Genomic DNA, 19,764 nt, shown 5'->3' with positions numbered 1-19,764 from the left:
CACCTATTTGACTAACAGGAGTTAGGGAGAGCAGAGCGCTATGGAGCTGTTGAGAGCCAACAATTTAAGCAAGGTTTATCGCATGGAAAGGGGCTGGCTGGCGGCAAAAGTTCCCCCTGTACAGGCGGTAAGCCAAGTTAATTTATCGCTTGCCCCGGGCGAGAATCTGGGGCTGGTGGGGGAGAGTGGCTGTGGCAAGAGCACCTTGGCCAGGCTACTGATGGGACTCGAGAAGGCCTCCGCCGGACAGGTATTCTACCGGAACATGGAGTTTACGCATTGGAAGCAGCGGCAGATGCAAGCCATCCGGGGCAAGGTACAGATGATCTTCCAGAATAGTCTGGCTGCATGTAATCCCTTGTTCACGATCGAGCAAATCGTTGACGAGCCACTGCGCAACTATGGCTGGAACAACCCGAAGGCTCGTAAGTCCAGAGTGATAGAGACCCTGGAACGGGTTGGCCTGGGTTCAGGGTATCTCAGCAGACTTCCTCATGAGCTCAGTGGGGGTCAATTGCAAAGAGTTGGCATCGCCAGGGCGATTGTCTTGCAACCGGAATTGGTTATATGCGATGAACCCTTCTCCAGTCTGGACATGACCCTGCGCAAGCAGATGATCGATTTACTTAAAGAATTGAAGCGAGAGTTGGGACTAGCTTATATTTTTATCACTCATGATTTATCCATCGTACACCGCTTATGCGACAGTGTAGCCGTGATGTATCAAGGCGAAATCATAGAGCAGACATCGGGTGAAAATCTGTTGATGCAGGCCAAGCATCCTTATACACGAACGCTGGTCGCCTCTGTACCGATCCAGGACCCCAGGCAAAGAGACAAATATAATCACATATGAAGTGGAAGACAGAAGGAGAGTTACTATTCATGAATAAACCTTTTATTGGACAGCGTCGTTTGATTACCAGTCTGATTCTGATTTTACTGGCTGTAGTGCTGGTGGCAGGCTGCAGCAATAAGGAAGAATCCTCCAATAGCACAAATGAAGGAAATACCGGTAATGATCAGCAACAATCCACCCCTGCGGGCGAAGCAGCGAATGACCAGGTGCTTACCGTAGCCATCTCTGCCGATGCGGGTCTCGATCAATTGGATGCCGGTGCTTATAAAGGCTCGATGACCGTACATGCCATGATCTATGACGGATTGGTGGAGTATGGGGAGAAGGGAGAGATCAAGCCTGCGCTGGCGGAGTCCTGGGATATTTCCGAGGATGGCAAGGTATATACCTTCCAATTGCGTCAAGGTGTCAAATTCTCGGATGGTACGCCATTAAATGCGGATGCCGTTAAATTCTCCTTCGAGCGCTGGATTAAGGACCCGACCAATACCTTAAACGTGGCCACCGCTTTGGAATCTCTGGAAGTGGTAGACGAGCATACGATAACCATGACTTTTAGCAAATCCTACTATCCCTTTTTGACAGAGTTGTCCTTTGCCCGTCCGGTACGGATTATTAGCCCATCGGCTGTGGAGCCCGCTGGAGATGTGAACGGTCAATTTGTCTCTCCGATTGGAACCGGGGCCTGGATGGCCGAGAGCTATAAGACAGAACAAGAAGCTGTGCTTGTAGCCAACCCTTATTACTGGGGCGAGAAGCCGAAGCTTTCCAAAATGGTGCTAAAGGTTATTCCCGACCCGCAATCCCGCGTCATGGCCCTGCAAAGCGGAGACATTGATATTGCCGGAGGCCAATTAGGCAAAATTCCAGTGGAGAGCATCCCGGTCATTGAAGCCGATGCTTCACTAAGTCTGGAGCGGACGCCGGGTACGAACTCCCATTTTATGATCTTTAACTATGACACACCGGCCTTGCAGGAACTGAATGTCCGTAAGGCAATCAATCTGGCGATCAACAAAGCAAGCATTGTAGGCGATCTGATGAACGGAATCGGCAGCGAAGCTACCGGCTTGTTCCCTACGACGGTGCCGTATGTCACCGAGTCCAATCAGACCTGGTATGGATTTGAACCAGAGGAAGCCAAGCGGTTGCTGGCAGAAGCGGGTTATGCCGAGGCTAACGCTGAGGGTGTGGTCCTGAAGTCCGGGGAGCCGCTGGAGTTGAACCTGGTATTGCAGCAGGCGGAATTCCCGGAATGGAAGCCTATTGCTGAACTGATTCAATCGGAGCTGCAGGAGATCGGTATCCGGGTTAACCTGCAGGTGCTGGAGCCTAACGCTTATTACGATGCTCTATGGAAAACCAGGGAGTATGATCTGATTCTATACCGTACGTATGACGATGCTTATAATCCGCATTCCTTCCTGTTATCCTTATTTCACGCAACAGGTGAAGCGCCCGCTGTCGTATGGTCCGATGCCAAGCTGGAGGCATTGATTGACCAGGCCGTAGGCACCACCGATTTGGAGAAGCGTCAAGCTGCCTATGATTCTATATTTGCTCAGATGTACGAGCAGGCCATGTTTGCAGCTATTTATTTTCCCGATGATGTCCTGGTTAGAAGTCAGCGGGTTACGGGGTATAAGGCCGGATACACCACGTTTACACCGATTTTCTGGAATCAACTGAATGTGGGTGAACAATAATGCTGAAGGAGATCTCCAAGTATTGGAATTCCAGCTCGGGTAGTTATGATAAAGTAATCAAAACTCAATTTCGGAGTAAAAGAACGGTGGCGTTGTGGAAATCCCTGCTTGTAGAGGGGATGGGGGAGCGGCCTGACCAGAAGGTGCTGGATGTCGGCACGGGACCCGGATTTTTCTCCATTCTGCTATCCCAGATGGGTCATAAGCCGACGGCGGTGGATGCCTCTTCGGGGATGATTGAGCGGGCCACGGGAAATTTCCGCCACTTTGGTTATGAGGTTCCCGCTTATGTCGGCGATGCTGCGAATTTGCAGGCGGAGGCGGTCGACAGCTATGATGCCGTTGTATGTCGTGATGTCGTCTGGACATTGCCAGAGCCGCAGAAGGCTTACGCTGAATGGTATCGGATATTGAAGCCGGGCGGTGTGCTGATTGTCTTTGACGGCAATTACATGTACAAGGAGAGCCGTAGCTTGATGCGCCGCTTGTGGTATGCTCTCTCCTGGTTCTTGATCTTAGTGACGGAAGGGCGCGTTCGGCAGCGGAATCAGGAGGATCGGAGCTTGCTTAGCGGCTTGCCCTTTGTTCGCGTCCTCCGCCCGGAGGCGGACGAGGAGGCCTTGAAAGCGGCTGGTTTTACATCTCTTGATGTAAGGCGGAACTTTATTCCTGCCCTAGCTTTGCCGCTTCATTATCTGAAGTATGGGCACCAGAACATCAACCGCTTTATGATCATTGCGAAGAAATAAAAGCACGCAGAAATAAAGGTACACACAAATAACCTTCAGCCCGTTTGGGGCTGAAGGTTATTTTGCTTTGCGTTCATGTATGGAGGGACTGGAGGTATTTCAGTGCCTGAGCCATTTTATCCAGATAAGCCGGACTGCGATCCGAGCACATGAAGGTAATTGGCGGTACAGATGCCGGTGATGGTGTATTGACCGATAACTCCGCTGCCCTCTGTGGCTTGGGAAAATCCAGCATGGCGCATAGCCGATCTACGGTCCCCCCGGTGCCGTCGATTAATTCAATATGGGGTGGTAGTAATCGATGCAGTATATTTTTATAATAAGGGAAATGAGTGCATCCCAGCACAATGGTTCCGTATAAATCAAGATTTATTCCCGCCAGCTTGCCTCGAAAGTAGGCTTCGATCTCCTGGGGATCGAACATAAGCTGCTCGCAATACTGTACTAGCTCCGGAAGGGGCATGGAATCAACCACCTTATGATCGTCCACCCGATCTACCAGGTCATGATATTTGGTGAGGCTAAGCGTGAGTGAGGTGGCGAATACCAACACACGTCGACCGGCCTCATGACTCCGGCGTACGGCTGGTTTGACAGCAGGCTCCATACCGATCACTGGAATATGGTTATACGTACTCCGCAACTCTTCAATGGCCGCACTTGTCCCCGTATTACAGGCCACGACCAGCGCATCAACCTGCTCCTTCATAATCAGTTCCGCTGATTGCTGTACATAGCGTTTAACCTCGCTCAGGGTTTTGGTCCCGTACGGAACATGAAGTGTATCGGCAAAATATAAAAAATTCTCTCCCGGCAGCCTGCGCATGGCTTCCTGCAAAACGGTCAGCCCGCCGATGCCTGAATCAAAAAATGCAATGCTCATGGGTTGTATCACCTTTATTATTTTGGTTTTTCGCGGTTGAAGTTGCAACGAAGCTTAAGAGTTCTTCATTATGTATCCCCTCGCGCCGCCTATCATCTTACCGCAAATTTGCGGATGAATAAACTTATTTATTATATACTGGAAGCAGAGAAACAGTCACTAGGAAGCAAAGGAGCGGGAATATGAAGTCAAAGGAGACGGACAAGAGAGTAGTCAAAGCAGGAACAACTCGGATTCTAATTGCATTGAGTTACATTTGTGTACTCGTATTGCTGGCAGGCTGCCAGCAATCAACAGTTACCTATTCAGAGGATTTGCCCGAAGAGCGGGTTGAATCTATATCTATCGATCTCTTAGACACGAGTGATGAGGAATACTCTATTGTTAGTGCTACAGGGGCCGAAGCCAAGATGATATTCACCCTTGATCCTGGTGAAGAGAAGATCGGCCATATCAAGCTATGGGTAGACCGCTACGTGAATGGAGAGAAGCAGGAATCTGTGATGGGAATAGGTTCAAGTCTTACGTTAAATTTGGAAGGCTCGGATCAACTACTTCCTAAAATTTATTGGACTACGTATCCTTCATGGCAAGGCAATCAGGAAAATTGGGCTCTGGCCGTCAGACAACAGGGAGGTGTTAGCACCGGAAGATCAGTAATTCAAGGCTCCGACTTTGATAGTACGCTGACTCAGCCGGTGATGCATCTATCCTTGAATCTCGGTGATACCGGAACACTTGGGGTGCTCGCAAGAAACAAGGATAGGAGTTCGGTGGACAGTAATGTAGATGTCGAAAAGATGATTCAGGATCATCAAGAGGTTTATGTGCTTCGCTGTGTTATTAGTACAAATGGAGAGACGTGACGAAAGAAGACAGCGAAAAGTGGAGTAATCAGGCAGTCCGAGAGCCCATATCGACCGTAGACGCTTCATTGTTCACCACGCTGCTAGCGGGTATTGCCGTAAGGGCCCGGCTGCCCGTATTCTTTCATTTTGCGGGATTGCTTGCTGCGCTCCCGGTCCGACCAATAGAATTGCAATGCCACCCTGGCGCACAGCAAGGAGATTCCCAGGAATACCAAGGCCCAGACCAAGGCGGGTACACCCGTCAAATGGGCCAGATTTGTTGCATCTCCGGCATTTCCGGGTGAAGTGAGCGAACGAAGCAATACGGTAATAGGACCCATTACCGATTCCTCCAGGCAGAGGAACGACAGCAACAAATAGTAAAAGTTGCGTATCTTCCCTCCGAGCAAGACAAACACCACATTGATGACGATGAACAGAATCAGCCACCCCAGCCCGTATCCCCCACGTACGAATAGCAAGGCAGTGATTAATGCTAATGCACTGACTGTAATGAGTCCTGCCGCTTGTTGCTTGCGGGCATAACCATAGAAGAGAGCTACTGCAAACAGGGAAGCTGAGATATATCCGGCGAGTGACACCGCCAGTTGGCTCCACCCTGTCGTTAGCACGGAATAGGTGACCCCGCTATGATCGGGGTTCAACTCGATACGAAGAACCTGACCGGACATCAGCAAGGTCATGGCCGCATGACCCAATTCGTGGATCAGCGTATCCAGCATGCGGAACCAGTCGGAGAATGGAATCAGCCTGGTCAGAATGGCTGCCCCGAGTAGAAAAAGAATGGCTTTCAGCCATCGGTTCATAAAAAGTTTCCTCCCTTGCGTGAATTCCAGTTGCTTTTCATTATAAAGGAGGGCAAAATAGTATTCAAAAGGCGAACAGACTTTCGGTTTGTTCTTGTTCGGTGATATAATAGTGTTCTAAATAGTGTCTTGTTCAAAAAGTCAGGTTTTTAGTATCAAAGCTTATGCTTCCGATGTGCGTTTTTTCAAAACGCTTGAGTTGGATGAAGCTAGGGACGTAAGTAGCGGAGCGTACGTAGTGGGTACGTGAGCAACTCAAATGTTTCTGCAAGAAACATACTACCGAAGCATATGCTAGGCCCGGCTGAATTCAAGATTCGACGCCGAATCTACTTCCTGAATTACTCCGTAATCAAAAGATGACTTTTTGAACTACCTTTAAATAGTGTCGGGATGGAGGTCTTTATACGATGAAGGACAATAAGGACAAGCCGTTCTTCTCCGACATGCCAGCCCGGGAAGGGCGACGAGCAGAGCGGATGGGACAGCCTGCATTCGCTGAACTGGAGATACAGGTCGAGCCGCCGGACCGACAACAATCTGTGGGGGAGAGCGTAACTCGTGTGGTTGCCCCGGAGTCTTGGAGTCGTGAAGTGGACTGGCAGCAGGATTTCCGTTATATCTCCCGTGAACAGCTATTTGTCCGCAAGGGAAAGGAACTGGAGACTAGCCAGGGAGATACAGCAGAATTCGTTCCCTTCCAGACCTATTGGCCAACCTATGATGAAATGCAGCCCAGACAACTGAAATGGTATCTGTTCTGGCGGACAGAGGTGCGTTCGGGGCATTACCCGGATACGGACCTGTCATATTTATTTGTATATCTATATGAGCTCATTCACGGAATCGGCTGGGTGGAGCCGTCCGAGGGATACGCCCAAATCGAGCGGGTCTGGCAGGCTTACCGGGAGCGTTATCCCAAGCTGAACATCTATGTACGCGAGTGGTTGTATGATTTTTCACTGATATTTCATCTGGGGGAGGCCCCTGTTAACCCGCCGCTAATCAAGCTACCACGCAGCTTGTCCATGGAACTGAAGGAACTGGAGTGGCAGCGAAAATTCTCGGCCCATACCCTGGAGTTAAGTTGGGATTTGCTCCGGATGTTAATTGATTACGAAGCTGAGAAGAGCCGTTATTACATAGAGCAAGGACGTAAAAATTTGCGGCATTATGCGCCCAAGATCATTACTCTGGTCGACGGATACTTAAGGAAGACGAAGGGAAGCCGCTTGCTGGAGCTTTTTGTACCCCGGGAGAAGACAATCTCCCGATATCTCTTTCGTAGTGCGGTTTATGACCATGTGCAATATGGGAGGACCCGGGAAATAACCGTTCTTCCTTATAGCGAGCATTCTCCCCTGCGCGCCTACTTGACTCAGTTAGTGCGGCTTACGGAGAACAAGCTGCGAGAGCTTGACGGGTTCAAGGGGCGACTGAAGGGGGTTGCGGTCGAGCCGGATATAGAGCAGCTCATCAGCCGCTACCTGCACAATGAATTTGCTCAGCGGGAGGCGGAAGCAGCCAAGGCGCGGATGCCGAAGGTCAAGATTAACGCAGCCAAGCTGCGCAAGCTGAAGCAGGAGTCGGATGAGGTGCGGGATATGCTGCTGTCCGAGGAAGCGTTGGGGTCGGAAATGGGCCAAAAGGATACTCCCAAGAAAGACAGCCGTGATCGTCATGTCCCTTCAGCACGTCTGGTCCAGGCAGAGCTTGACTTTGAACATGGCTGGCAAGCGGAGGAGGAGACGGCTCTTCTGGTGGAATCGGAGTGGCCTGTATTGCAGGCATTAGCCGCCAGGGTAGAGAAGACTGAACCTACTGGACAAGCCCGTCTATCGCAGCTTGCTGGGGCAGGGCAACCCGCGGAGGAGAAGTCACTGCCTACCGATTTGCCTGGACTTTCTGCTGCATGGCATGAACTGCTTGCACGCCTATCGGTCAGCCAGCGTGGGATGCTCTCAAGCTTGCTGAACAGGGAGGGCTCTGCCGAGCGGCAGGCCATTGCCGAGCAAGCAGGCTCCATGCCGGAATTATTGATGGATGAAATCAATAATTTGGCCATGGAATGGCTGGGAGACCTGCTGATTGACGGAGACGAAATTGTTGCAGAATATCGTGCTGAGCTGCGGCAGGTGCTGCAAGCCGGGCAAGAGCTGGTGTAAAGACGGATCTCTAAAATGAGGTGATTAACGAATGAAATCGATGCAGATCCCCAAGCGGCTGACTACGGCTCTGGTTCATTCCTTGACAGCGGGTGTGGTTCCCCGCATAGGACTGGAGCATATAGCCGTAGGCCGCAAATTAGAAGTGGCATCCATCCTGCAGGATATGGATAATATTGCGGAAGGCGGGGCTGCGTTCCGTCTCATTACGGGCCGCTACGGAAGTGGTAAGAGCTTCTTGCTCCAGATGATTCGTAATTATGCGATGGATCGTGAGTTTGTCGTGGCTGATGCGGATTTATCGCCAGAACGCAGGCTAGTCGGAACCAAGGGACAGGGGCTGGCCACTTATCGGGAATTAATGATGCATCTGTCCACGCGGACAAGACCCGATGGTGGAGCGCTGGAGATGATGCTACAGCGATGGATTGCTGGGTTACAGCAAGAACAGATGCGACTCTCTGGTCTGGCGCCCGGCGACCCTCAGCTTCATGCTGCGGTAGAGCTACGTATCTATGCGGTGGCCAATGAGCTGCAAAATCTGGTGCATGGATTTGACTTCGCCAAGGTACTGGCTGCGTATTGGTCGGGCTACAAGCTTAGCGACGACGATCTCAAGGCAGCGGCATTGCGCTGGCTGCGTGGCGAATTCCCAACGAAGACGGAGGCGCGCCGGGAGCTTGGAGTGGGTGTCATTATCGATGATGACAACTGGTACGATTATATGAAGCTTTGGGGCGAATTTGCCGTGCGAATTGGCTACAAGGGGCTGCTGCTCTTTATTGATGAGGGTGTTAATTTATATAAAATTACGAATAGTGTCTCGCGGCAGAGCAATTACGAGAAATTACTGACGATGTTTAACGATACGATGCAAGGTAAGGCCCAATATCTTGGTATTTATCTTGGCGGAACCCCGCAATTCGTTGAGGATCAGCGCCGGGGCCTGTTTAGTTACGATGCGTTACGGTCCCGATTGATGGAAGGGCGATACAGCAGCAGTGGTAGTCTGCGCTCCTATGCTTCGCCGATATTGAAGCTGGACATGCTGTCTCACGAAGAGATTATGCTGCTCTTGCAGAAGCTGCGTGACATTCATGCCATGCACATGGGCTACGAGTCGCAGCTTACAGACGAGCAGCTTATTGTATTCATGCAAGCCGCGGTGAACCGGCTGGGTGCTGAAGAATTGCTGACGACTCGCGAAGTGGTACGAGACTTCATGGATGTGCTGCATGTGCTGCATCAGCATCCCGAGCTTAATTACGAGCAATTGATGGGGGAACGGGAGCAAGAGTATGAAGCATCAGGGGGGCGTAAGAATCAGCAAAAGGATGCCGCCACAGATGAAATGGATGACTTCCTGGCGGAGTTTGAGTTATGAGCGGCACTGATTTGTTTTCCCGTCTGGCGCCGTTCATTCAGGAATATATTTACCGCAAGCAGTGGGATACGCTGCGCGAGGCTCAACTGGAAGCGGCGCGGGTGCTGTTTGATACGACCCATCATTTGCTGATCGCCTCAGGTACCGCTTCGGGCAAGACGGAGGCGGCGTTCTTCCCGGCGCTTACAGAACTGCATGATCGGCCCTCAAGCTCGGTAGGCATCCTTTACATCGGCCCGCTGAAGGCGCTGATTAACGATCAATTTGAGCGAATCAGTGAGCTGCTGCGGGAAGGAGAAGTCCCTGTCTGGCACTGGCATGGCGATGTAGCTCAAGCCGAGAAGACCAAGCTGATGCAGCATCCCTGCGGTGTATTGCAGATTACTCCAGAGTCGCTGGAGGGGCTGCTGATGAATCGCCCGAATGCAATCCCTGCCTTATTCCACGATTTGCGGTACATCATGATTGATGAGGTACATGCCTTCATGGGGGCGGACCGGGGGATTCAGGTGATTAGCCAATTGAACCGCCTGGAGCGAATGGCCTCTTGCACACCACGGCGAATTGGCTTGTCCGCCACACTCAGCGATTATGATACCGCCGCACGTTGGTTGGGAGCGGGGACTCCGCAACTCGTCGAGGTGGTAGCCCCTTCGGGGGGCAGGAAGCTAAAGTTATCGGTAGAGCATTTCTCCTTCCCTGACGCCAGGAACGAGCAGGAAGCCGAGCATTTGGAACTGGCGAAGCAGAACTACTATAACTATATTTATGACCATACACACCTGAAGAAAGCGTTGGTCTTTACCAACAGCCGCAGTGATGCGGAATTGACTACGCTGGAGATGCGCCGGATTGCTGCCAAGCGGGAGGAACGCGACGTATTTCATGTCCATCACGGAAGCATCTCGGCCATGCTGCGGGAAGAGGCCGAAGCTGCGCTTCGCTCGGGTCCCGGCCCGGCAGTCGCTGCGGCAACGGTAACGTTAGAGCTTGGCATCGACCTCGGCGAATTGGAGCGGGTCATTCAGCTTGGGGCACCCTATAGCTGCTCCAGCTTCGTGCAGCGGCTGGGCCGGTCGGGTCGTCGCGGAGATCAGGCATCGGAGATGATGTTCCTGTGCGCCGAGGAGGAGGACGAAGAGGCCCAGCTTCCTGCCCGGATGCCCTGGATGCTGCTGCGGGCCATCGCCGTCATTGAGCTGTATGTGCGAGAGCGTTGGGTGGAGCCGGTAGATTTGCGTCGCAAGCCCGTGGGGGTGCTGTATCATCAGACCATGAGCATGCTTAAGAGCATTGGCGAGGCCGAACCAGCCGAACTGGCGCGAGCGGTGCTGACCTTACCGGCTTTCCGCGGCATCGACCCGGAGGAATACAAGGGGCTTCTTCATTATCTAATGAAGATGGACCACATTCAGCAGACAGAGGAAGGCACGCTAATGATTGGGCTGGGCGGCGAGAAGGTAGTTAATAATTTTCGCTTCTATGCCGTGTTCAAGGATGATGAAGAGCATGTTGTATATAACGGTTCCGAGGAGATCGGCAGCATTACTACTGTGCCCCCGCCGGGGTATTGCTTCTCACTGGCCGGCAAGCTGTGGAAGGTCGAGGAAGTAGACAACAAGCATAAGGCGGTATATGTCAAAGCATCTCGGGGCAAGGTGGATACGCTCTGGCTGGGAGCCGGGGGAGATGTACATACCCGGGTCATGCAGAAGATGCGCGAGGTGCTAGAGGAACATACTTTGTATTCGTATTTGGCACCCGGGGCAGCCAACCGGCTGGAAAGGGCACGCCGTTTGGCCCGGGAAAGTGGTCTGCTGCGCAGTCCCGTAATACCGGCCGGAGGGGATTCGCTATTTGTGTTACCTTGGGCAGGTAGCAAGCAGTTCCGTACACTGGAACGTTTGCTGAAGCATAACTTGAAGGAGTCGATGGGCTTGCGTCAAGTGGTGCCTATGGAACCTTATTATATGGTGGTTGCCGGAAAGGTAGGAGCCGATGAATTGCTTGACAGTATTCGGTCTGAGCTTGCAGTAGCCCCGGGCCCGGAGGCATTGCTCGATGTGGACGAAGCCCCGTATCTTGGCAAATACGATGAGTTTGTGCCTCCCGAGTTAGTTCGGCGTGCTTTTGCTGCCGATGGACTGGACGTAATTGGCTTGTCAGAGGCTCTGAGTAAGCTATAACAGAAATATCGATTGAATCGATCAAAGGAGAAGATAACGATGGCTGCAAAATCAAAAATTGTCCTGCCGCAGCTTCCTGCGGATTTGGCTGAAGCTCGGAGAGAGGACCTGCTGGAAGATGAAGATCATGAACTGGTGAATCGCTTGCTGAGCGGTGTACATATCGAACGTGAGGTCATGGATAAATGCATTTTATCCAAGGTGCTACTGCGTAGCTGTTCCTTTGCCCATACCCGGTTCGAGCATATCGATTTGACAGATGTGGTACTAGAAAATTGCGACTTGTCTAATGCCGTACTACACCGTGGCATCGTTCATCGTGTTCATTTCAAGGATTGTAAGTTGACAGGGATCAATCTATCCAAGGCTAATATGGGTTCGGTCACGTTTGAAAACTGCGTCATGAATCTGAGTGATTTAGCTGAAGCTTCGCTCAAGCAAATACGCTTTGCTTCATGCTCGCTACAGCATGCCAGCTTCTACGGCAGCAAGCTGAAAGACATTGAATTTGAGGAATGCCAACTGAACGAGGCGGATTTTAATGAAACGTCGCTGAAAGGCATCGATATCAGCACTTGTACTTATGAGCGAATAGATATTCCAGTGCGGGCATTGGCCGGTTGCACCGTATCTCCCGAGCAAGCGATTGGCTTCTCCAAGCTGCTGGGATTAGATATCAAGGATTAACCCACGAGAACTTCTCAGGCTTGCCACTTGGAGGAATATCACATCGTTTAGTCCGGATGACTTGCTAAGATGAGAGAAAAGTGGAGAGCGGGTGAAGGTTTGTTCCATGTAATCAGTTTGATTATACCTGCAGTGGTTTTGCTGCCTAATGTTTTATTCTGGGCATGGCCTCCAGAAGGAGTACCCTCCTCCGTACAGGCTATTCAGGTGCATCTTGGGCTGAAGATCGCGGAGGGTGCAGGACGGGTAGGGGTTATGGTCGTGCCTCTTTTTTACGGCATACATATGAATGGAAGTGTAGCTAGTCTGGCGCTGGTCATCATGATCATTGCCATGCTGCTCTATTTGGTAGGGTGGGCGCGGTATCTGGGTCAGGCGAGGAGATATTATTGGCTTTTTGCACCGCTGTGGGGAATTCCGGTACCTATGGCCATCATGCCGGTATTGTATTTCCTTGCTTCAGCTCTGTTGCTGGAGTCTATTCCCATGTTGGCAAGTGCTATTATTTTAGGCGCAGGTCATATACCGTCCAGTCTACAAATTTACCGAAGCTTGAACCAAGGACAAGCATGACAACATAGGGGCGGAACTGATTCCGCCCCTATTGCTGTATTACTTAATTCACCTTGGTGAGCCGCCATCTTTGCGCATCCGTGCCGTTGTCCGTCCATTGCTGCACGACAGCACCGTCGGCAGTGGATGAATTGGATACGTCCATCACCAGTCCGCTGGCTTTGGATACCAGCTTGTAGTAACCTCCACCTGCATCAACAATTCTCCATCGCTGCGCATCGGTACCATAGTCGACGACCTGCTGGAGCTGAACGCCACGGTCCGAGGTGCCATAAGGTACATCAATCACCAGCCCGCTGTGCATGGCGGTCAGCTTGTAATAGCCGTCGCCCATATGATCCACGCGGAAGCGTTGATTGTTACCGTTATTAGAAGTCCATTGGTGTAACTTGGCGCCATCGGCAGTGGAACTGCTTGCTACATCAAGCACTTTGCCGCTCACCTTGGAGGTTAATGTATAAACTGCTCCACTCTCAATACCCTGGCCTGGTGAGGCTTGATCCTGATACACTCTCACATAATCGACCAACATTTGTGCAGGGAATGCGGTGGAGCTGTTCGGGCTGCCCGGCCAGTTGCCACCAACTGCCAAATTCAGCAAGATAAAAAACGACTTTTGAAATTCCTCGGTGCTTCCAACCCCATTGGCAATAAGAATTTCATTATACTGAACGCCATCAACGAACCAGCGAATATAGTTGGCGTCCCATTCTATGCTGTACACGTGGAATTGCGAAAAATCAAGATTGCCTGAGGTCCGGCCGAATTCGGCATGGCCTCCTGCATCCCAGTGGACTGTTCCGTTGACGGATGGGTTATGATTGACATGCTCCATGATGTCGATTTCACCACAATAAGGCCAGCCTACCGAACTGATATTGTCGCCCAGCATCCAGAAGGCAGGCCAGATGCCTTGTCCGGTGGGGATTTTAATACGTGCTTCGATTTTGCCGTATTTGAAGCTTTTTAGTCCTTGAGTTTTGATGCGTGCAGAAGTGTAATTCATGCCCCCGTAGTTTTCCTTCTGTGCGGTAATGACGAGATTGCCGCCAGTCACCTGGAGGTTTTGCGATCGGTTGGTGTAATACTGAAGCTCATTATTTCCCCAGCCTGATGACCCTGTACCGATTTCGGCGGTCCAATTGGATGAATTTAACGAGGAGCCGTTAAATTCATCGGACCAGACCAAATTCCAGTTGGCTGCATTCGCCGTGCCAGCGGGTGATATAAAGGCGATTAGGAGTGTGACCAGCAGAAATAGGTAGAGAGGTTTACTACGTCTTGGCATTAACATTCGCTCCTTCAAATAGAGTAGGTCTTGCATTTCAAATTTGAAGATGTTGACAAATGAACAAAAAAATGATAGCGCTATCAAATATAGATTACCATTTTGTGATATCATTTACAATTATATTCTTCTTTATTTTGAAAATATTTACATAGATTATGAGTGATGATAAAGGTGTATAATGAAGCACAAATTAACGGAAATAGCGTCCAATTGGAGGGGTATGATGAAGTATTTCAAGAAGCTGGTGGGGGAGCAGGTGTATCTATCGCCGGTCGACCCGGAAGATGCAGAGAAGTATACACACTGGATCAATAATCTCTCGATGTCAGTAAAGCTGGGAGTGTCCAGAGAAGTATTCGGATTACAGCGAGAGCAGGAAATTTTGAACGATATGGCTAAGGAAGGACATCATTTCGCCATCGTCTCCCTTCAGACCCATGAGCTACTAGGGAATTGTTCACTATTTTCCATCCATTCCGTTCATCGGACCGCGGAGGCCGGTATTTTCATAGGAGAAGAAGCATCACGGGGGCAGGGCTTTGGAACAGAAGCTCTACAGTTGCTCTGCGAGTATGGCTTCCAGTTATTAAATGTTCAGAATATTATGCTGCGATTATACGAGTTCAACAAGCCGGCTCTTCGGAGCTACGAGAAGGCAGGCTTCCGTGAGATTGGCCGACGTACACAAAGCTACTATGTCAACGGGCACTATTTTGACGAGATATTCATGGAGATGCTGCCACAGAATTTGACCACTCATCGTCTAAGTGCTACGCTCCCCGTTAAGCCTTGAAATGTTAAAGTTCAGCGTGCTTTTAGCATGATAACCAAGGAACTGTCCACTAACGTATATAACTAATGACGTGTGAACAAAATGAGAGGGGGTTGTTTGAAATCGGTAGGGAAGGGTTATGTAAAAAGATAACAGCAGTTCTCCTAACGGGCTATGCTTTATTGCTGGCGTATTGGATGCTGCTCGGCTTTGGCAGGACCACGCAGGAGTCTTATATGTACAATGTGCTGCCGTTTCATACGATACTCCAATTTTTCGAGTCCCGGGATTTCCTGTCAAGTGCGTGGCTGATCAATATTGTCGGGAACATCGGCGTATTTGTTCCGTTTGGCATCGGCTTGCCCATCCTGTGTAAAGGAAAACTGCGGTTAGCACTCCCACTCTTCCTGCTTGGGGTACTGGTGCTGGAATTGTTGCAACTTGTACTAAGAAGAGGCAGCTTTGATGTCGACGACTTTATTCTGAATACGGCTGGTTTTTGGCTAGGGTATGCGCTATACAGGCAGCTTCCCTGGCTTCATGAACAACAAGATCAACAAGATCAAAAGGAGTGAGCATGATGAAGACAAACAAGTGGCAACGGTATGTGCTTACCTTGGTTATTTTGACTATTGCTTTACTTCCTGCGCAGGTCGCTGCGGCGCACACCGATCAAGCGAAGAAGTGGAAGCATGACGGACCTCGATCCAAGATGACAGAGTGTGCTCCCCGAGCAGACGATGCTCATGCGGATTTAACTCGAGTTAACTACACCAAGGCAGAGCGCAAAAAAATTGCCCAAGCGTTTGCCAAGTTTGAATCTTTTGAAACGCCCTATGCCCCAAGGAAGATGACAAAAGGGGACAGCTTCAAGAAAGTAGTTGCTTCAGATGATGGGGTTCAATTGATATTTGACCGGATGACGGTGAACATCTCTCCCCGAGATTATGCTTTCGCTTATGAGGGAGAAACTGTGACCTTGTCCAATGGCGTTCAGGCCAAGTGGTACACACCAGATAAGACACCTTTGCTTTCTTTTGCCTTGAAGGACCGGTTCGTAACGATAAGCTCGCCGGACGAGGAATTGAGCCGCTCGCAACTGGAGCAAGTAGCTGTGACAGTAGCCAAGCTAAGATAGATCTCCGGCCGTCTGTTCATCACCCTACTAAAGCCAGTAAAGTAGCATTAAATCAGGCCTGCCTAGCGCATATGTGCTAGGCAGGTTTTTTTGGTTTTTCTGAAATGTTTATGGATAAGCATTTACTTCATATGGCATTTTGCCTAAGATTGAGGGAGCGGAAGCAAAAAAATAGCCGAATTTGCTTAGAAACGGCATAGGATGGGAACAGGGGGCATTCATTTGACATATACGCATCTTTTATTTGACGCAGACGATACGTTGTTTGATTATCCGAAGGCAGAGAGCAGAGCTCTGCTGGGCACACTGGAATACGAGGGGCTACCTGGTACGGCAGAGGTGATGGAAGCTTATCAAATGATTAACCAGCAGCTTTGGCGGGAGTTCGAACAGGGTACGGTGACATTGGCTTCCCTGAGAACGGAACGCTTCGCTCGTTTGTTCACACAGCTTGAACTGAAGACACGTTCGGAAGTATCACTCATCAGTGAATATTATTTGGATCGCTTGGGTGAAGGTCATGATCTAATCGATGGTGCTTATGACATTTGCTCGGCGCTAATCGAGGCGGGATATCGCTTGTCTATCATTACCAATGGAATCAAGAAGGTGCAGACGAGCCGTATTGCCAAATCACCCTTAAAAGGAATGTTTGAGCAGATTATCGTATCCGAAGATACCGGATATCAGAAGCCACATCCGGGGATTTTTGACCATGCCTTCAACAAACTGGGTATCACCGATAAGAGCCGGGTAATGATCATTGGGGATTCCTTGACCTCCGACATGCAGGGCGGCATCAATTATGGAATTGCTACCTGCTGGTTCAATCCGCAAGGTAAACCTAATACGCTTGGGCTTAAGCCAACCTATGAAATCCGTAGTTTGGCTGAAATTACGAATTTGGTCGCCCCACGCTAACAGAACAAGAATACGATAAAAGGGAGTGTGTATGGATGCATTTTACGGAGATGAGCTTTTTCGGTCTTGTACCAATGCTGCTATTTTTGGTGTATCTGGTGGTTATCAGCTTGGGTATCTATGCTCTAATTCTGTTCATTAAAGTTGCCCGTCGTGGCATCGAGGCGCTGGACATCTATCTTCATGAGAAGCGCGGAGGCTTCAGGCCGTAAATTATTCATGTAGGAGGCGGTGCGCATGATTCAGTGTCCGTGGTGCGGAGAACAGGTCATCCTGATTGGTGGTGTGTGTCCGGATTGCAAGCATGAGGTGTTGCCGGAGCATTTGGAGGGCAAGCCTGGACCCGAGGAGGAGCCTGGGTTGTCCGAACCCACTCGGGTCATGGATCATTTTGACTTGCCGGTGGTACTGCAAAATCGATTCAAATGTGCCAAGTGCGGCGGCCGCGATAGCTCGGTACAGGAAGTATCCATGACCGGGGCGGGGCTCAGCAAGCTGCTTGATGTCCAGCATCATCACTACCTGCTCGTATCCTGTCTTCATTGTGGGTACGTAGAGATGTATAACCCCGATGTCTTGAAGGGACATACCACAGGTAAATTTTCCACGATTTTAGATGTTTTATTTGGCCGATAGGGAACTTCATTTGACGACACTTCTTTTGTTCTGCATCCAGGCATAGTAAAATGGGGGGAATCGGAAAAAAAGGAGTTGTCAGGATGTTTCTGCTACAGGCAGATGATTTTACCAGGTACCGATTCTTATCGGGCGTGGAACTTTCTCCAAACGGCAAGTATGCCGCCTATTGCGTCAAGATGAGTAATAAAGAGAAGAAGGGTTACTTATCTGACCTATGGATTAGCGAGGTCTCCGGCGGTACAGTCAAGCAGTACACCGGGATGGGCGATCTGGGAGCCTTTCGTTGGCTGGACGATGACACGCTGTTCATTCAGGCCAACCGGGAGCAAGAGGACAAGACCCCGCATCCGCTGGAACCACGGACTTATTTCTATACGCTTAGCTTTAATGGTGGGGAAGCCTTGAAGGCCTTCTCTATTCCGCTTAAGGTCAGCGAGATCTACCCGCTATGGGGGACGCTATGGGCGGTCAAAGCGGTGTATGATCATAACAGTCCCAATGTGACTGGTTTCAGTGAAGAGGATAAAGAGAAGGCGCGGCGATCCTATCAAGAAGAACAGGATTACACGGTGCTTGATGAAATTCCGTTCTGGCATAACGGAGAGGGTATATCCAACAAGAAGCGCAATCGTGTCTATTTGTTTGATGCTGCGGATGAGCATTTGACGCCAATTACCGGGGAATGGTTCGATACGGTCTCATTGAAGGTTAGTGAGGATAAGAAGCGTATCTTGTTCACCGGACAGGAATTCTCCAATAAAATGGAGCTCACCGACTCGCTGTGGACCTATGATATTGAACAGGGACGGCTGGAGGAGCGAGTTCCGATGGGTACATATCAGTTCCGCATGGCCGACTTTCTGGGAGAGGATATCGTGTTCGCCGCTTCGGAATGCCGCAAATTTACCATTAACGAGAACCCTTCCTTTTTGAGATTGAAGCCGGATGGGGAGATCATTCGCTTTGCAGATCCCGATCTGTCCCTGGGTAATAGCGTAGGTACGGATTCTCGCTTGGGGGCTGGCCAAGGTGTGGCGGTCACGGAGCAAGGTGTGTACTGTATTGTGACGGACCGGTATTGCTCCAGGTTGTGCCGCATATCGTACGATGGAAGTGTGGAATTTGTTAGCCGCCGTGAGGGTGCGGTAGACTGCTTTGCCATGAATAAGGATGGCACTCTGGTGTTTGTCGGGATGCGAGAGCAGCGACTTCAAGAGCTTTACAGACTGGACTTGCATTCAGGTGAGGAGACTCCACTTAGCAGGTTCAACGAATCAGCGCTGGAGAATAAATACGTGGCCGTGCCGCAGCCGCTGACCTGGGTTAATCACGATAGAGTAGAGCTTGACGGCTGGGTGCTGGTGCCTAAGGATTACGACCCGGAGCGTCGTTATCCGGCGATCTTGAATATTCATGGCGGACCCAAGACCGTATATGGAACATTGTATGTCCATGAGATGCAGCTTTGGGCCAATGAGGGTTATTTCGTGCTGTTCAGCAATCCTCGGGGGGGAGACGGACGAGGCAATGATTTTGCCGATATCCGTGGGCGTTATGGTACGATTGATTATGAGGATATTATGGAATTTACCGACCAGGTGTTAGAGGCTTATCCCGCGATTGATTCGCGTAGAGTGGGAGTGACCGGGGGCAGCTATGGGGGCTTTATGACGAACTGGATTATCGGGCATACGGACCGCTTCGCCGCCGCAGTCTCTCAGCGCTCAATTGCTAACTGGATATCGATGTGCTGCACGACGGATATCGGGTACTATTTTGCGACAGAGCAGACCGCCTCAAGTCCTTGGGATGGGGCAGATCGCATGTGGGAGCAATCTCCGCTCAAGTATGCTGACCGGGTTAGAACGCCAACACTATTCTTGCATTCGGATGAGGATTTGCGCTGCTGGCAGGTGGAGGCGCTGCAAATGTTCACGGCGCTTAAAATGCATGGTGTAGAATCACGCTTGTGCATGTTCAAGGGGGAGAATCATGATCTGTCCCGCTCCGGCAAGCCACATCACCGAATTCGCCGCCTCAAGGAAATTTCAGATTGGTTTAGACGTTACTTGCAATAGTTCATGCAAATTACATATTTGAATTTGAATGAAGGGAACCCCGCTGGAGATGGCGGGG

The 19,764-nt window shown here is 50.4% G+C and carries 19 protein-coding genes; 16 read left to right on the top strand and 3 right to left on the bottom strand.

The genetic code is table 11. The features are described 5' to 3' along the window. Positions 1-40 precede the first annotated feature (40 nt). Genes AC1VOR_RS02920 through AC1VOR_RS02910 form a run of 3 tightly spaced genes read left to right on the top strand, consistent with a single transcriptional unit; the run spans position 41 to position 3,314 of the window. Entirely contained in the window at positions 41-856 is an 816-nt protein-coding gene (locus AC1VOR_RS02920; protein WP_482615773.1) for an ATP-binding cassette domain-containing protein, read from the top strand. Between the two features lie 29 nt (positions 857-885). Beyond that, positions 886-2,565 carry a nickel ABC transporter substrate-binding protein gene (locus tag AC1VOR_RS02915; protein WP_482615772.1) on the top strand — a complete coding sequence of 560 codons (1,680 nt, stop codon included), beginning with the start codon at positions 886-888 and terminating at the stop codon, positions 2,563-2,565. Next, positions 2,565-3,314 carry a class I SAM-dependent methyltransferase gene (locus AC1VOR_RS02910; RefSeq protein ID WP_482615771.1) on the top strand — a complete coding sequence of 250 codons (750 nt, stop codon included), beginning with the start codon at positions 2,565-2,567 and terminating at the stop codon, positions 3,312-3,314. The genes AC1VOR_RS02915 and AC1VOR_RS02910 overlap by 1 nt, the downstream gene beginning before the upstream one ends. A 73-nt stretch (positions 3,315-3,387) precedes the next feature. On the opposite strand, the gene murI is transcribed toward AC1VOR_RS02910, so the two are convergent. Then, on the bottom strand, positions 3,388-4,197 hold the full coding sequence (gene murI / locus AC1VOR_RS02905; protein ID WP_482615770.1) for a glutamate racemase: 810 nt from the start codon (positions 4,195-4,197) through the stop codon (positions 3,388-3,390). 182 nt (positions 4,198-4,379) lie between these two features. Between murI and AC1VOR_RS02900 the strand changes: the two genes are divergently transcribed. Next, positions 4,380-5,063, top strand: coding sequence for a hypothetical protein (locus tag AC1VOR_RS02900; protein WP_482615769.1), 684 nt, complete (start codon positions 4,380-4,382; stop codon positions 5,061-5,063). 83 nt (positions 5,064-5,146) lie between these two features. Here the strand turns inward: AC1VOR_RS02900 and AC1VOR_RS02895 are convergent, their stop codons facing one another. After that, positions 5,147-5,872: a M50 family metallopeptidase gene (locus AC1VOR_RS02895; RefSeq protein WP_482615768.1), complete on the bottom strand. Its 726-nt coding sequence runs from the start codon at positions 5,870-5,872 to the stop codon at positions 5,147-5,149. A 410-nt stretch (positions 5,873-6,282) separates the two neighbouring features. Between AC1VOR_RS02895 and AC1VOR_RS02890 the strand changes: the two genes are divergently transcribed. The 5 genes from AC1VOR_RS02890 to AC1VOR_RS02870 all read left to right on the top strand — a co-directional run bounded on the left by AC1VOR_RS02890 (position 6,283) and on the right by AC1VOR_RS02870 (position 12,867). Beyond that, positions 6,283-8,037, top strand: a complete 1,755-nt coding sequence (locus AC1VOR_RS02890) for a TerB N-terminal domain-containing protein (protein WP_482615767.1) — start codon at positions 6,283-6,285, stop codon at positions 8,035-8,037. A 31-nt stretch (positions 8,038-8,068) separates the two neighbouring features. After that, positions 8,069-9,421, top strand: a complete 1,353-nt coding sequence (locus AC1VOR_RS02885) for an ATP-binding protein (RefSeq protein WP_482615766.1) — start codon at positions 8,069-8,071, stop codon at positions 9,419-9,421. Continuing rightward, complete coding sequence (locus tag AC1VOR_RS02880) at positions 9,418-11,607, top strand: DEAD/DEAH box helicase (RefSeq protein WP_482615765.1); 2,190 nt, start codon at positions 9,418-9,420, stop codon at positions 11,605-11,607. The genes AC1VOR_RS02885 and AC1VOR_RS02880 overlap by 4 nt, the downstream gene beginning before the upstream one ends. A gap of 39 nt (positions 11,608-11,646) precedes the next feature. Next, a complete protein-coding gene (locus tag AC1VOR_RS02875; protein WP_482615764.1) occupies positions 11,647-12,294 on the top strand; it encodes a pentapeptide repeat-containing protein in 648 nt (215 codons plus the stop codon). A 69-nt stretch (positions 12,295-12,363) separates the two neighbouring features. Further along, on the top strand, positions 12,364-12,867 hold the full coding sequence (locus AC1VOR_RS02870) for a hypothetical protein (protein WP_482615763.1): 504 nt from the start codon (positions 12,364-12,366) through the stop codon (positions 12,865-12,867). A gap of 43 nt (positions 12,868-12,910) precedes the next feature. On the opposite strand, the gene AC1VOR_RS02865 is transcribed toward AC1VOR_RS02870, so the two are convergent. Further along, positions 12,911-14,155, bottom strand: a complete 1,245-nt coding sequence (locus AC1VOR_RS02865; RefSeq protein ID WP_482615762.1) for an RICIN domain-containing protein — start codon at positions 14,153-14,155, stop codon at positions 12,911-12,913. Between the two features lie 223 nt (positions 14,156-14,378). Here AC1VOR_RS02865 and AC1VOR_RS02860 point away from each other — a divergent pair, with 223 nt between their 5' ends. The 7 genes from AC1VOR_RS02860 (at position 14,379) to AC1VOR_RS02830 (ending at position 19,706) form a co-directional block, all read left to right on the top strand. Further along, positions 14,379-14,951 carry a GNAT family N-acetyltransferase gene (locus AC1VOR_RS02860; protein WP_482615761.1) on the top strand — a complete coding sequence of 191 codons (573 nt, stop codon included), beginning with the start codon at positions 14,379-14,381 and terminating at the stop codon, positions 14,949-14,951. A 65-nt stretch (positions 14,952-15,016) separates the two neighbouring features. Beyond that, on the top strand, positions 15,017-15,505 hold the full coding sequence (locus AC1VOR_RS02855; RefSeq protein ID WP_482615760.1) for a VanZ family protein: 489 nt from the start codon (positions 15,017-15,019) through the stop codon (positions 15,503-15,505). Positions 15,506-15,507: 2 nt separating this feature from the next. Continuing rightward, entirely contained in the window at positions 15,508-16,068 is a 561-nt protein-coding gene (locus AC1VOR_RS02850) for a hypothetical protein (protein WP_482615759.1), read from the top strand. 222 nt (positions 16,069-16,290) lie between these two features. Continuing rightward, a complete protein-coding gene (locus AC1VOR_RS02845; protein ID WP_482615758.1) occupies positions 16,291-16,989 on the top strand; it encodes a YjjG family noncanonical pyrimidine nucleotidase in 699 nt (232 codons plus the stop codon). A 35-nt stretch (positions 16,990-17,024) separates the two neighbouring features. After that, entirely contained in the window at positions 17,025-17,201 is a 177-nt protein-coding gene (locus AC1VOR_RS02840) for a hypothetical protein (RefSeq protein ID WP_482615757.1), read from the top strand. Between the two features lie 25 nt (positions 17,202-17,226). Continuing rightward, on the top strand, positions 17,227-17,625 hold the full coding sequence (locus AC1VOR_RS02835) for a zinc ribbon domain-containing protein (RefSeq protein ID WP_482615756.1): 399 nt from the start codon (positions 17,227-17,229) through the stop codon (positions 17,623-17,625). An 83-nt stretch (positions 17,626-17,708) separates the two neighbouring features. Further along, on the top strand, positions 17,709-19,706 hold the full coding sequence (locus AC1VOR_RS02830; RefSeq protein ID WP_482615755.1) for a prolyl oligopeptidase family serine peptidase: 1,998 nt from the start codon (positions 17,709-17,711) through the stop codon (positions 19,704-19,706). Positions 19,707-19,764 lie beyond the last annotated feature (58 nt).

It is taken from the genome of Paenibacillus sp. 1SOY10 (assembly GCF_056836745.1).
The sequence above is the reverse complement of the archived record's forward strand: the minus strand, read 5'-3'. Positions and strand labels throughout refer to the sequence as shown.

Coding starts and splice junctions, on each gene's coding strand:
- AC1VOR_RS02900 (WP_482615769.1), top strand. CDS start 4,380: ATGAAGTCAAAGGAGACGGACAAGAGAGTAGTCAAAGCAGGAACAACT.
- AC1VOR_RS02880 (WP_482615765.1), top strand. CDS start 9,418: ATGAGCGGCACTGATTTGTTTTCCCGTCTGGCGCCGTTCATTCAGGAA.
- AC1VOR_RS02910 (WP_482615771.1), top strand. CDS start 2,565: ATGCTGAAGGAGATCTCCAAGTATTGGAATTCCAGCTCGGGTAGTTAT.
- AC1VOR_RS02855 (WP_482615760.1), top strand. CDS start 15,017: ATGACGTGTGAACAAAATGAGAGGGGGTTGTTTGAAATCGGTAGGGAA.
- AC1VOR_RS02835 (WP_482615756.1), top strand. CDS start 17,227: ATGATTCAGTGTCCGTGGTGCGGAGAACAGGTCATCCTGATTGGTGGT.
- AC1VOR_RS02840 (WP_482615757.1), top strand. CDS start 17,025: ATGCATTTTACGGAGATGAGCTTTTTCGGTCTTGTACCAATGCTGCTA.
- AC1VOR_RS02830 (WP_482615755.1), top strand. CDS start 17,709: ATGTTTCTGCTACAGGCAGATGATTTTACCAGGTACCGATTCTTATCG.
- AC1VOR_RS02885 (WP_482615766.1), top strand. CDS start 8,069: ATGAAATCGATGCAGATCCCCAAGCGGCTGACTACGGCTCTGGTTCAT.
- AC1VOR_RS02920 (WP_482615773.1), top strand. CDS start 41: ATGGAGCTGTTGAGAGCCAACAATTTAAGCAAGGTTTATCGCATGGAA.
- AC1VOR_RS02865 (WP_482615762.1), bottom strand. CDS start 14,155: ATGCCAAGACGTAGTAAACCTCTCTACCTATTTCTGCTGGTCACACTC.
- AC1VOR_RS02895 (WP_482615768.1), bottom strand. CDS start 5,872: ATGAACCGATGGCTGAAAGCCATTCTTTTTCTACTCGGGGCAGCCATT.
- murI (WP_482615770.1), bottom strand. CDS start 4,197: ATGAGCATTGCATTTTTTGATTCAGGCATCGGCGGGCTGACCGTTTTG.
- AC1VOR_RS02890 (WP_482615767.1), top strand. CDS start 6,283: ATGAAGGACAATAAGGACAAGCCGTTCTTCTCCGACATGCCAGCCCGG.
- AC1VOR_RS02850 (WP_482615759.1), top strand. CDS start 15,508: ATGATGAAGACAAACAAGTGGCAACGGTATGTGCTTACCTTGGTTATT.
- AC1VOR_RS02915 (WP_482615772.1), top strand. CDS start 886: ATGAATAAACCTTTTATTGGACAGCGTCGTTTGATTACCAGTCTGATT.
- AC1VOR_RS02860 (WP_482615761.1), top strand. CDS start 14,379: ATGATGAAGTATTTCAAGAAGCTGGTGGGGGAGCAGGTGTATCTATCG.
- AC1VOR_RS02870 (WP_482615763.1), top strand. CDS start 12,364: ATGAGAGAAAAGTGGAGAGCGGGTGAAGGTTTGTTCCATGTAATCAGT.
- AC1VOR_RS02875 (WP_482615764.1), top strand. CDS start 11,647: ATGGCTGCAAAATCAAAAATTGTCCTGCCGCAGCTTCCTGCGGATTTG.